Genomic DNA, 12650 nt, shown 5'->3' with positions numbered 1-12650 from the left:
CACCACCTCACGTTCAGGTTCCGTGAGGTCGGGAAACTCGGCTTCAGCCATTTTGAGCAGGCGTGCGACATTATCCGGCATGGAAGATCTCCTTGCCGGGCATATTATGCGCAATATCGGTGAATTGAAAGAGTCTTGCCGCTAATCCACCCGGTAGTGGCAGCCCATTGTGGTCTTGTTGCGCATGGCCGCCTGGGTGACCACGTAGGCCGTCTGGCAGCCGTGGAACAGGTCGATGATGGGTTTGCTGATGGGCGTCTGCTTGTAGAAGTCGTGCATGTTCTTGGAGAGCGTGCGCAGGTCTTCAAAGGCGCGGCGCAGGCGCGCGGTGGAGCGGATGATGCCCACGTAGTTCCACATGGTGTTGCGGATGGTGGCCCAGTCCTGGGCGATGAGCGCCGGGTCCTCGTTGTGGATGTCGCCGGGGTTCTGCCATTCCGGGATGGAGTCGATGAGTTTCTTGGACAGCCGCCACTTGGCGCCAAGGCGCTTGGAGATGTCCTGGCCCGCGCTGTGGCCCCAGAGCATGGCCTCGAGCAGCGAGGTGCTGGCGAGTCGGTTGGCTCCGTGCACGCCGGTGCAGGTGCACTCCCCGGCGGAATACAGGCGCTCCAGGGTGGTGCGGCCTCGCGTGTCGACCAGAATGCCGCCGCAAAAATAATGCGCAGCCGGGACCACCGGGATGGGCGATCTGGCCATGTCCACGCCATGTTCCAGGCACTTGCCGTAGATGGTGGGGAAGCGTTCGGCCACGTTGTCGTGCATGCCGCGCGTGGTGTCCAGGTACACGCAATCCTCGTCGGTGCGCAGCATCTCGGCCATGATGGCGCGGGTGACGATGTCGCGGGGGGCGAGGTCGGCCCGCTGGTCGTAGCGCGCCATGAAGGGCTCGCCAGCGGAGTTCACCAGTTGCGCCCCTTCGCCGCGCACGGCCTCGGAGATGAGGAACCGCCGCTCGAAGCGCCTTGCTCCCTGGTAGAAGGCCGTGGGGTGGAACTGCACGTATTCCATGTTGTGCAGCTTGGCGCCTGCACGGTGGGCCATGGAAAGCCCGGACCCGATGGCCTCGCGCGAGTTGGTGCTATGCAGGTAGATGCGCCCGGCCCCGCCAGTGGCCAGCACAGTGAAGTCCGCCAGAATGATCTCCACCTGGCCGAGGGCTTCGTTGAACACGTAGGCCCCCACGCACTGATTTGCGAGGTTGTACTTGAAGTCCAGGTGTGTGGCGTGGTGGTGGGTGGACAAAAGGTCGATGGCCGTGCGCTTGGTGAGCACGCGGATGTTGGGGCAATCGCTCACGGCCTTGGTGAGCTGCTCCATGATGGTCAGGCCGGTGTGGTCCTTGGCGTACAGGATGCGCGCAACGCTGTGGCCGCCCTCGCGCGTGAAGTACCAGGAATCTGGGTCGCGGTGGGCGAAGGGCACGTGGTAGGCGTCGATGAGTGTCTTTTGAAGGACTTTCGGCCCCTTGTGACACAGGTATCGCACGGCCCGCAGGTAGTTCTGCTTCCACCCGGCGGTCATGATGTCTTTTTCCAGAATGCCGGGATCGTCGTCCTCGGAATGAAACACGATGCCGCCTTGGGCCAGCCGCGTGTTGCCTGCGAACAGGTCCTCGCCCGAGGTGATGAGGGTCACGTCCGCCCCGGACTCCGCCAGGTTGAGCGCGGCGAGGGAACCGGCGATGCCGGAGCCAATGACCAGCACATCGGTCTTCAGGCGATACTCGTTCATGGTGGTCCTTCGGCCGGAGCTTGTCCGGCCTGCGTCTTGCGGCGCTCTAGGAACAGATGTCCAGCATGCGCGTCAGGGCCACCTGGGCGTGCTCGGCGACATCGGCAGGCAGGGAGAGGGGCGTGGCGCTGTCGAGGGTGTCCAGCAGGTCAGCCAGGCGCTCCTCGGTGGTCTTGGCCATGTTGGTGCAGCGCATGGTCTTGAGGGGCACGATGATCTTGCCCTCGGCCTTGTGGCGCTCGGCCAGTCGCAGCACCAGGTTCACTTCGGTTCCGATGGCGATCTTGGCGCCGGGCTTGGCCTCTGCGCAGTAGCGGATGATGTGCGAGGTGGAGCCTGCGCTGTCTGCTGCGCGCACAACCGCGGGCGCGCATTCGGGGTGCACCACGATGCGCACGCCGGGCATGGCCTTGCGCATTTCCTCCACGTGCTGCTTCTTGATGGCGTGGTGGATGACGCAGGAGCCGGGCCAGAGCAGGAGCCGGGCGTAGGCTGCTTTCTTGGGGTCCACCACCTGCCTGCCAGGGCGGATATCCACCTGAAGACGTTCTGAGGAAGAAATGTTTAGCAGATTCGCCGTGTTGTTGCCCAGGTGCTTGTCTGGCAGAAAGAGCACGGCATCTCCCTGCTGCAAGGCCCAGTCGAGCATGACCTTGGCGTTTGCGCTGGTGCAGACGCTGCCGCCGTAGAGGCCGCAGATGGCCTTCACCTCGGCGCTGGAGTTCACGTAGGCCAGGGGAATCACTAGCCGTCCTTGCTCGCGCAGTTCGGTGAGCACATCCTCAAGGCGCTGGGCCGGGGCCATGTCGGCCATGGGGCAGGTGGCGTCGGCATGGGGAATGTGGATCTTCTGTCCGGGCCGGGCCAGGGCCACGGCGGATTCGGCCATGAAATACACGCCGCAGAACACCACGTGCTCGGCCTCGAGCCCGCCAATTTTGCGCGCAAGCTCCAATGAATCGCCCTGGAAGTCCGTGTGGCGGATGATGGCGTCGTTCTGGTAGTGGTGGCCCAATATGGCCAAGCGTTTGCCGTAGCGGGCGCGAACGGCCTTAATGCGCTCATTTGCGGAAGTCATGTGCTGTATCTCCGTCCTTGAAACGTGAGGTTTTACGATCCTTCGTTCACAGGGCGCTGATGCGCATGCTCAGGTCAGCCACGGGGGCGGAGTGGGTGAGGCGGCCCACGGACACGAAGTCCGGGCCGATGGCGCCGATGGCTGCGATGTTCTCCAGGGTCACGCCGCCGCTCACCTCGGTTTCGATGCCAGCAGGCACGCGCGCCAAGGCCAAGCCCAACTCCTCAAGGTCCATGTTGTCGAGCATGATGCGGCTGACTTTGCAGCCTACGGCCTGGTCCACCTCGTCAAAGCTGCGGCACTCCACCTCAATGGGCGGGCAGTCCTCGCCATAGGCGGCGCGCAGCTTGTCCACAGCCGGGATGATGCCGCCGGCGCGATCGATGTGGTTGTCCTTGACCATGAGCATCTGGCCCAGATTCAGTCGGTGGTTCTGCCCGCCGCCCACACGCACCGCATACTTCTCAGGGTAGCGCAGCCCCGGCAGGGTCTTGCGCGTGTCGAGAAGGGTGGTCCGGGTGCCTTTGAGCGCCTCGACGTACTTGGCCGTGAGTGTGGCGATGCCGGACAGGTGGCAGAGATAGTTCAGGATCACGCGCTCTGTGCGCAGCAGGTGCCGCGCCGGGCCTTGAATGGCTGCGATGAGCGCGCCCGGGCCCACGCGGTCGCCCTCGTCCACGTTGATGATGTGCTGGAACTCGCAGCCTGCGAATTCCAGAATCAGCGGGATGAGCGGCAGGCCGGCGATGACCGCGTTGTCTTTTGACATGATGTGCCCTGTGGCCAGGTCGGCATCGGAGAAAATGCCTTCGCTGGTCAGGTCTTTGCCGTCCTCGGAAAGGGCGATGCGGATGGTGGCCAACAGGAACAGCTTGGCCTCGGCCTTGAAGAAATCGTCGAACAAAGAATCGGTGGCGGACATGGTTGCGTTCCTTTGGGTGCTCGAACCCCGCGCCGGGCGGGCGAATTGATGCGCTGCAAACTACAGGACCGGACAGCGCCAGTCAACTTGCAGCAAGGTCTGAGGCTTGCGGCTGCTCAAGGAGCGGGATGAGTCCGCTTCACGCTGCACGGCCTTGCTGATCCCTATCCTCCGCCCACTGGCAGGGTCAGCACGGGCGCGCTCTTTGGGGGATCGGCTGACTGCAGCGAGAAGATGTTGAGAATGAGCTGGAACACTTCCTTTGAGACGTTGTCCTCGGTGCGGATGTAGTACCAGTGCTTCTCGTGCCGCACGGCCAGGTAAGATTCGGGGGGCTCGCTTTCGGAGACGCGAATGTCGCACAGCTTGAGGAAGTGCTGCCGCATGTCGAAGGCCATTCGTCTGGCGAGGTTGTTTTTGGGCACTTCCACGCCCTGCGCCACGTAGTCCATGGCGCGCAGGCAGTTGCGCAGGCGCAGCGGCACCGCTGGCAGTCCGTCGGCGTCCTTTGGGGCGTGCCCTAGGGTGCTGGTGGGCACCAGCCGGAAGGTGGAGTAATAGTGTCCGGCGGTGTTCATCATAACGTGCAGGTCGTAGCCCAGCAGGCTTTGCACAGTGCCCGCCTCCGTGGCGTTGTGGAATTCCATGCTCATGACCGTGGCAGTGGAGTTGTCGCTCAGGTTCACCTTGAGGATGTCCAGGTCGCCGCGGTCGTCCATGCGGGCCAGGATTTCGGTGAGGCTCTTGAAGCGGCTGTGCTGTTCCGCAGCGAAGCCGTTCCTCGCGTCGTAGCCGTGGTCGATGGCGCCGAAGCGCACGAACAGGATGGGCATCAGATATTCTATGTCCCAGCCAGCCTTGTAGAGCATGACGAAGCGGTCGAAGTCCATCTCGGCCAGGAATTGCTGGGCGTATGTCTGGCCCTGGTAGGCGGTGTAGGTGACGGTGGGGGAGTCGCTGTACTGCCCGCTGACGTTGGGCGTGTAAGTGTTGTACACGCCGTTTTCCAGGCTGCGGTGATCGGGCAGCGTTGCGGAAACGCCGCCGGCAATATTGAAGCTGAAGCTGGAGGCCACCGAACCCACCTGCAGGAACAAGGGCTGTTCGAAATACTTCATGCGCACGAGGTTCAGGAGCATTTCCTCGTTGTTCGACCTCTGGATGGCCCGGTTGTAATCCATGCGCGAGGGCGCGAGCTTGCCGGGGCCGAAGCTCAGTCCGCCTGCGCAGCCGCCAAGGAGGATGACGAGCAGCAGGGCGCAGAGGGCTGACAGTGAAGGCGCGTGGTGTTTGGGATGCAACCGGGGCTCCTAGGTGCGAAGGCGATAGTGCCTTCTAGTACATCCAAAGCTCCCTCGGCAACAGGCAAAGGACAGGAATATGCACGGCTCAGTGAAGTGCGCGTGTTTTCAAGCGGGCTGCGCGGAATGGCAAAGGGCTCAGCTTCGTGTACTCAGGCAGGACGGGGGTCATTAATAGACGAGGTCACGCCCCACGTAGTTTTGGGGCTGACCACTGGGGTTGGCGATCTTGTGCGGATTGCCGTTCAACTTGGTGCGCACTGCAGGCTTCATTCCGCCGTTTTGCTTGAGTTGCGGCAGCAGCGCGCGGGTGTTGCGGTTCACGGGCACTGTCCAGCTGTGTGCGGCCAGCACCTGGCCGTCGTCCAGGGCCACTATCCGGGCGGAAATGTAGATGACCTTGTCTGCGATGAGATAGGTGCCAGAGAGCAGGCTTGGACGCGCTTCATTATGGGCCTCCCAGGTGCGCTTGTCCGCAGCCTTGGCCTCCGGCCCGGAAAGGGCGAGCCCTTCCGGCCTGTCAGCAGTCTCTGGCGCGGACTTCGGCGCGGGTTTCTTCGGAGGGCCAAGCGTGACCAGGAAGTTGCGCAGGGCCAAGCGTGCGGCAACCTGCTCAGAAACGAGCCCGCCGAAGGGGGAGGGATCATTCATGTCCATCCGGTTGCCAAAGGGCTCCACATAGATGGCCGAGTTCTTGTTCAACGCGGGCATGAACATGCCCATCATCATGTCCGCCGCATCGTAGTTGATGTCGATGAGCGGGGTGGAGTCTTCCTTGAAGAGCTCGCTAGTGGTGGGCCGCGTGCTCAGTAGGTCGTCTTTGGCGTCCACGACGGTGCGCTTCATGGCGGAATAGTACGAGGTGCTGCCGCCGCAGCCAGACAGCAGAAGCCCGGCCAGGAGGACCAGGAGGGCTGTGGCTGCTCTGTGTTGATGCTGCATGTTCATGTTTGCTTTCGCTGCGAAGCGCGGGTTGGGATGAATGTGGGCGCTCCGTGTCCTGTATGCGTATCGTACATTTTGAGGAAAAACTTTACGCCGCGCCGGAGGGCGTGTCCAGCGCAGGGTTCGCGGCCAGAGCGGACAAAAGCCGAGCCATCTGCTTTGCGGTGCGTCCGGCCATGTCCAGCACGGCCTCGTGGCTGATGGGGTCCATGCAGTCGGGCATGTTCTTGTTGGTCAGGCAGCTTATGCCCAAAAGGCGCAGGCCCATGTGCCGCGCGGCGATTGCTTCCATGACCGTGGACATCCCTATGGCATCCGCTCCCATCTGCCGATAAGCTCTTGTCTCGGCGGGAGTCTCCAGGCTGGGGCCGGGGATCTGCATGTAGACGCCGCGCTCCATCAGGAGGCCCAGGCCGACGGCTTCCCGCCGCGCCAGGGCGACGAGATCCGGGCACCAGGCCCGGCCCATGTCCGGGAAGCGCGGGCCGAAGGCGTCGATGTTCGGACCTGTGAGCGGGTTCTGCCCGGTCATGTTGATGTGGTCGGTGATGAGCATGAGGCTGCCTGCGTTGAACAGCGGATTCAGGGCTCCGGCGGCGTTGGTGATGATGAGCGTGCCCACGCCGAGGGCTCCCAGCGTGCGCACTGGCAGGCATGTTTCGGCGGCGCTTGCGCCCTCGTAGAGGTGCACGCGGCCGCACAGGGCCAGCACCGGCCTGCCGGAAAGTCTCCCGGCGCGAAGGAAGCCTCCGTGCCCGGCCACGGCGGACTGAGGCAGGCCAGTGATTTCTGCGAAAGGGATGTCTACGGCTCCGGTGATCGCATCGGCCACGGGGGTAAGCCCGGATCCGAGCACGAGGCCCAAGGTTCCTGCTTGAACATTTCCTAACTTTTCGCGTATGAGTCGGCTAGCGTGGCTGACGGTCTCTTGGTGATTCACGTTTGTTCCTGTGTTTGTAGCGTGGAGCATCTGTCCGCCTCATAGCGCAACAGGACGTCATCTTACAAGCCAGGGTAGGCTCGCCATATGGATTTTGCAACACTACTTGGACTGATTTCCGGTTTGGCCCTGGTGGTCGCCGCCATCATGATGGGCGGCGAAATGAACCTGTTTGTGGACCTTCCGTCGGTGATGATCGTCTTTGGCGGCACCTTCGGAACCATCTTCGTGGCCTTTCCTTTCGAAGAGGTGAAGCAGGCTTTGGGCGCAGGCTTCAAGGCCTTCTCTTCGCGCAAGGTGCAGGTGCGCGAAGTCGTCAACATCATGGTCAAAATCGCGGAGATCAGCCGCCGCGAGGGCCTTATTGCCCTTGAGCATGTGAAGACCGAAAACATGGTGCTTAAAAAGGCCTGCCAGCTCATCGCCGACAACGCCGACCCCAGCCTCATCCGCAGCACCCTGACCATTGAGATCACCTCCATGAAGCGCCGCCACAAGGTGGGCGAGGAGGTCTTCAAGCGCCTTGGCAGCCTTGCCCCGTCCTTCGGCATGATCGGAACCCTCATCGGTCTGGTGCAAATGCTGGCGAACTTGAACGATCCCAAGGCCATCGGCCCGGCTATGGCCGTGGCCATCATCACCACCTTCTACGGTTCTGTCCTGGCCACGGTCATCTTTCTGCCGATAGCAACCAAGCTGAAGGCGCGCACAATGCAGGAGGAGCTGCAACTGGAGGTTATTTTCGAGGGGGCGAAATCCATCCTTGAAAATAACAACCCCATGCTTGTGTATGAGAAGCTCTCATCCTTCCTGGCGCCCAGAGAGAGGAAGTAAGCCATGTCCGAAGATTACGAACGCCGCGTAGACGAGGAAGAAAGCGACGCCGTTGAATGGTTGATGACGTTCTCGGATTTGACCATGCTCATGCTGGTCTTTTTCATTATGCTCTATGCCATGAGCACGCCTGACACGCAGAAGGTTTCCAACGCCCTGCAGGCCGTGACCCAGGCTCTGAGCGGCAAGGAAAGCAAGCTGGCCACCAGCACCATCAGCCGTGAAGAGGCCGGGGTGATTTTGGACCAGGTGTTGATGAACAAACAGATTCAGATTGCTCAGCAGAAGGTTTTTTCCGACGTAAAGTACCTGCAGACGAAGAAAGGTCTGGAGGGCTTGGTGGGCGCGAACTTCGAGGATGGCATCATCACCATCCGCGCTCCCGGCGACGTGCTTTTCGCCACCGGCGAGGTGACCCTTACCCCCAAGGGGCGTGAGGTCATTGAGGCCATGAAGGATTTTTTCATTCAGCACCCGGACCAGACCATCAACATCCGCGGCTATACCGATGACCGGCTGCCCGGCGCGGGGGGACGTTTCCGCGACAACTGGGAGGTCTCTTCCATGCGCGCGGTGAACGTTTTGCGGCTGCTCATGGACATGGGCATTGAGCCCAAGCGCCTCACGTCAACCGGCCTTGCGGACTTGAACCCGCTGTTCCCCAATACCTCCGAGGAATACCGGGCTCAGAACCGCAGGGTGGAATTTGTGCTGGAAAAACGTGTTACAGGGAAGTAGACTGGCGGCAATGCCGACCTAGGCACGGCACAGGCCAGCAAGTGTGCGAGGACGATCATGGACTTTGAAATCAAGATGGACGGTGACGACAAGCTCCGCCAGGCATACAGAACCCGTGTGCCCGGTCTTGACGTGCGCATTATCACGAATTCCGGCCCCCAGGATTATCCTGTGAGCGACATCAGCGCCTCGGGCTTCGCCTTTGCGGACAACCCCCGCGGCTACAGTTCGGGCATGGTCTTTTCCTTTGACCTGCTTCTGAGCAAACGGCTTTTTCTGGGCGACCTGAAGGGGAAGGTCATGCGCGTGCTGGACAAGGGCATCATCGGATGCAATTTCGAGAGCATGGAGCGCCGCCAGGAGATCAAGCTGGACAAGCTGGTGCTTGAAGTCCAGAAACGCCTCATTGAATTGCGCAAGGCCAAGCGCGAAGCTGAATAACCCCTCGCCCAAGGCAGCAGTGACGCAACACAAAGTTCTTATTGCCAACCGCGGCGAAATCGCCATGCGGATCCTGCGGGCCTGCGTTGGCCTGGGGCACGAGTTTGTTTGCGTTTACACCCAGGCGGATGCAGCCTCGGGCCATGTGCGCTTGGCGCGTGAACTGGGCGGCGGGCAGAGCCTCTTTCGCATCCGCTCCTACCAGGACCCCAGCGAACTCTTCGCCGTGGCCGATGCCTCTCAGGCAACGGCGGTGCATCCCGGTTACGGCTTCTTTGCCGAGGACTACCGCTTCGCCCGCAGGACGGAAAATCGCGACCGCCCGCTGATCTTCATCGGCCCCTCGTGGAGCGTCATTCGAGATCTGGGCGACAAGATCAACACCAAGCGCATCGCCCGCTCGCTCTCCGTGCCCACCATCCCAGGCTCAGACAGGCCGATTTTTGACGAGATGGAGGCTGTGGAGTTGGCCCAGGCCATTTTCGCCTTCCAAAACGACCAGGGCATCACCGAGGGCTGCGTGCTGGTGAAGGCCAGCGCTGGCGGCGGCGGCATGGGCATCGAGGAAGTCTACGACCTGGACACTTTCCGCTCCGTGTATCGGCGCATCCGCAACTACGCCAAGCGCAATCTGAGCGACGAGGGCGTTCTCATCGAGCAGCGCATTTTCGACTTCAACCATCTGGAAGTGCAGGTGGCGGCAGAGCGCGGCGGCAAGAACGCTGTGCACTTCGGAACGCGCAACTGCTCGGTGCAGAGCCTAGGCAGGCAGAAGCGCATTGAGGTGGCGCCCGGATTTGATCCCGCGAGCCTTTCCTATGCCTTCGACGCCAGCCACGTGCTCGACTCCATCACGCAGCACTCCGTGAACATGGCCAAGGCCGTGGGCTACGACAACGTTGGCACCTGGGAGTGGATCGTGACCCCAAAGGGCGAGCCTTTTCTCATGGAGGTCAACACGCGCATCCAGGTGGAAAACGGGGTGTCTGGCGTCATTTCGCGTTGTCGCTGTCAGGCCGACACGAAGCACGGCGTGGACATCATTTCGGAGCAGATCCGCCTGGGCCTGGGTGAGCCCCTTGGCTACACGCAGGATGACGTTGGGTTTGAGGGCGTGGGCATCGAGTACCGCATCATCGCAGAGGACCCGACGGACCGCTTCACGCCCTGCCTGGGGCGCATCGAACGCTTCGCCTGGCGGCCCGAACCTTGGCTGCAGGTGTTTACCCAGGTGCCCACAGCCGTTGACGCGGACATTGCCTACGACATCCCCATGGACTTCGACCCAAACCTAGCCCTGGCCATCGTCTGGGGCCAGGACCTGGGGCAGGCTCGCGCACGCGGCGAAGAATTTCTGCAGAATCTTACCCTTGCTGGCACGGACACATCGGGCGCCCCCCTGCGCACAAACCTGGGCTTCCTTCTCTCCAGAACCCAGACCATCCTGCATTTCTAGGCCAAGGCGCACGCAATGGACATCGATAAACGCACCCAGCAGTTGGCCGCGCGGCTGACATATATCCGCGACATCTTCGGCCCGCGTGAAAACTCGTCTGTCTCGCTCCTGAAGCATCGCCTTGAGGAGTTTTTGACCAACGCTTCCGGCTACGGCATGCGTGAACTCCAGCTCCAGGTGTCGCGTCTGGAGGAGCTGTTCTCGCTTCTGGAGGGTAAGCTTGAAAGTGAGCTGTGCCCCATGGACCGGGTGCGCATCGTGCGCCACCCCCAGCGCATCAGCCTCAAGGACATCCTGGAAAACGTCTACGACAACTACGCTGAGATCGGCGGGCAGGACGAGTGGAGCATTGATCCGGGCATCATCATCGCCCGGGCCACCATCGCCCGGCGCATGGGCAAGAAGACCGTGCACCAGCCGGTGATGGTCATCGGCCAGGAGAAAGGCCACGGCCAGGAATTCCGCAATGGCGGGTCCATCAAGCCCTGGGGCAACGCCAACGCCTTGTATTATATGCGCGTGGCCGAGGTGGAGAATATACCCATCCACACCTATGTGTTCACCCCCGGAGCCTATCCGGTGGAGGACTACCCCGGCGCGGCCCAGCAGATAGCTAAGAATCTCTACGTTATGGCGGGTCTGAAGGTTCCGGTTATTGCCGTCTTTTCCGAGGGTGGGTCCGGCGGCGCCGAGGCCATCGCCCTGGCCGACAAGCGGCTCATGCTGTCGCACGGCTACTACTCCGTCATCTCGCCGGAGGGCGCAGCGGCCATCGAGGGTGGACTCAAGGACAAGGCAACCCCGGAGCTCATCGAACGCTGCGCCGAGCGCCTCAAGATCACGGCCCAGGACAATTTACGCCTGGGCTTCATCGACCGCATTATCCAGGAGCCGCCCCTTGGCGCTCGGCCTGAACATTATGAGTTCTTTCGTCAGCTCCGGCGGGAGGTCATCCGCGCCACGGACGAGGTGGTGCATTCGGCCCAGAGCCTTGGCCCATTGCGCGCCCTGGCCATCCGCCGCCAGAAGCGGAGCGCAGATCCCCAGGACATCTTCGTGCGTTGGCAACTGCGGCAAAGCGCCCGCAACACTCTGGTGGAGCTTCGCTATACGCGTTTTCGGGCCATGAGCCGCACGGCCTTCATCGATAACCGCACCTTGGGAATCCGCCTCGCGACGGGCCTGGCGCGAGGCCTGTGGCGCGTGCACTCCCTGCTGCGGCACGATGTGCTGGCGCGCTACAAACGCAGGACATTGAGCCTGCTGGAGCAGTTGGAGGCGGAGCTGCGGGCCCTGGGACAGGGCGTGGGCGGCCATTTCTCGTGGCTCGGCATGGGGCGCACCGGCGTGCCGCCGGAAGCCTTGGAGCGCCTCACTACTTTGTCTTGCCCGGAGGAAGGCGCCTGCCGCATTGAGGACGTTTGGGGCTATGTGAGCCCTAAGAGCAAAGAGGACCGCACCCTCACCTGCCCGAACACGGCCAGCCACGGTTGCCAGGATCTTTGGGCGCCGGACCTCTTTGGCGAATTCGCAGGTGTGTGCTCCCACTGCGGCCACCATTTTCCAATGGAATTCCAGTGGTATCTCTATAACGTTTTCGACTTCGCCCAGGCCTACGAGTTCAACTCCGCTCTTGAGTCCGCCAACCCTTTGAACTATGAGGGTTTCGGCCTGAAGCTCGACGAGGCCAAGCGCGCCACGGGGCTCGGCAGTTCATGCATCACCTTTGAGACCCGGCTGGAGGGCATCGCCACGGTGGTGGCCATGCTGGTGAGCCCATTCCGGGGCGGCACTGTGGGCGCGGCCGAGGGCGAAAAGCTCATCCGCGCGGCGGAACGCGCACGCATCAAGCGCATGCCGTTTTTCATGTACTCCCACGGAACTGCGGGCATCCGCATTCAGGAAGGCACCTGCGGAGTGATTCAAATGCCGCGGGTGACCATGGCTGTGCGGCGCTATATTGATGCTGGCGGGCTGTATTTGGTGTTGTACGACACCAACTCCTACGCCGGGCCGGTGGCGAGCTTCCTGGGCTGCTCGCCCTACCAGTTTGCGGTGCGCTCCTCCAACATCGGCTTTGCCGGGCCGGGCGTCATCCGCGAGACCACAGGCGTCGATGTGCCCCCGAAATATCACCGCGCCTTCTCGGCCTTGTCGCGCGGGCATATTCAGGGTATCTGGGACAGGCGCGACTTGAAGAAGAACCTGCACCAGGCTTTGCTGACCATGGGCGGCAGGAACCTTTATTACCGTTGAAAAAG

At 62.1% G+C, this 12650-nt stretch carries 11 protein-coding genes; 5 read left to right on the top strand and 6 right to left on the bottom strand.

Annotation, left to right across the window (positions count from 1 at the left end; genetic code table 11):
• Positions 1 to 141: 141 nt before the first annotated feature.
• The 6 genes from nadB to Q8O35_RS08330 all read right to left on the bottom strand — a co-directional run bounded on the left by nadB (position 142) and on the right by Q8O35_RS08330 (position 6920).
• The gene (gene nadB, locus Q8O35_RS08355; protein ID WP_305572184.1) at positions 142 to 1734 is read right to left on the bottom strand and encodes an L-aspartate oxidase; all 1593 of its coding nucleotides are present in this window, start codon (positions 1732 to 1734) and stop codon (positions 142 to 144) included.
• A gap of 46 nt (positions 1735 to 1780) precedes the next feature.
• A complete protein-coding gene (gene nadA, locus Q8O35_RS08350) occupies positions 1781 to 2821 on the bottom strand; it encodes a quinolinate synthase NadA (RefSeq protein ID WP_305572195.1) in 1041 nt (346 codons plus the stop codon).
• A 37-nt stretch (positions 2822 to 2858) separates the two neighbouring features.
• Positions 2859 to 3734, bottom strand: coding sequence for a carboxylating nicotinate-nucleotide diphosphorylase (nadC, locus tag Q8O35_RS08345; protein WP_305572183.1), 876 nt, complete (start codon positions 3732 to 3734; stop codon positions 2859 to 2861).
• A gap of 164 nt (positions 3735 to 3898) precedes the next feature.
• Entirely contained in the window at positions 3899 to 5035 is a 1137-nt protein-coding gene (locus tag Q8O35_RS08340) for a hypothetical protein (protein ID WP_305572182.1), read from the bottom strand.
• A gap of 171 nt (positions 5036 to 5206) precedes the next feature.
• On the bottom strand, positions 5207 to 5983 hold the full coding sequence (locus Q8O35_RS08335) for a FlgO family outer membrane protein (RefSeq protein ID WP_305572181.1): 777 nt from the start codon (positions 5981 to 5983) through the stop codon (positions 5207 to 5209).
• 85 nt (positions 5984 to 6068) lie between these two features.
• The gene (locus Q8O35_RS08330) at positions 6069 to 6920 is read right to left on the bottom strand and encodes a purine-nucleoside phosphorylase (RefSeq protein ID WP_371133111.1); all 852 of its coding nucleotides are present in this window, start codon (positions 6918 to 6920) and stop codon (positions 6069 to 6071) included.
• Positions 6921 to 7007: 87 nt separating this feature from the next.
• Here Q8O35_RS08330 and Q8O35_RS08325 point away from each other — a divergent pair, with 87 nt between their 5' ends.
• From Q8O35_RS08325 to Q8O35_RS08305, 5 genes are read left to right on the top strand one after another with little or no spacing between them, the layout of a single operon-like run.
• Positions 7008 to 7754 carry a motility protein A gene (locus tag Q8O35_RS08325; RefSeq protein ID WP_305572179.1) on the top strand — a complete coding sequence of 249 codons (747 nt, stop codon included), beginning with the start codon at positions 7008 to 7010 and terminating at the stop codon, positions 7752 to 7754.
• 3 nt (positions 7755 to 7757) lie between these two features.
• Complete coding sequence (locus tag Q8O35_RS08320) at positions 7758 to 8492, top strand: flagellar motor protein MotB (RefSeq protein ID WP_305572178.1); 735 nt, start codon at positions 7758 to 7760, stop codon at positions 8490 to 8492.
• 57 nt (positions 8493 to 8549) lie between these two features.
• A complete protein-coding gene (locus Q8O35_RS08315; RefSeq protein WP_305572177.1) occupies positions 8550 to 8933 on the top strand; it encodes a PilZ domain-containing protein in 384 nt (127 codons plus the stop codon).
• On the top strand, positions 8926 to 10389 hold the full coding sequence (locus Q8O35_RS08310; RefSeq protein WP_371133114.1) for a biotin carboxylase N-terminal domain-containing protein: 1464 nt from the start codon (positions 8926 to 8928) through the stop codon (positions 10387 to 10389). Before Q8O35_RS08315 ends, Q8O35_RS08310 begins: the two co-directional genes overlap by 8 nt.
• Positions 10390 to 10404: 15 nt before the next feature.
• On the top strand, positions 10405 to 12645 hold the full coding sequence (locus tag Q8O35_RS08305) for an acetyl-CoA carboxylase carboxyl transferase subunit alpha/beta (RefSeq protein ID WP_305572175.1): 2241 nt from the start codon (positions 10405 to 10407) through the stop codon (positions 12643 to 12645).
• The last annotated feature ends 5 nt before the right edge of the window (positions 12646 to 12650 follow it).

The organism is Humidesulfovibrio sp. (assembly GCF_030689645.1).
Classification (GTDB): Bacteria; Desulfobacterota; Desulfovibrionia; order Desulfovibrionales; family Desulfovibrionaceae; genus Humidesulfovibrio.
Note: the sequence above shows the minus strand (reverse complement) of the source record. Positions and strands in the feature narration are given on the sequence as shown.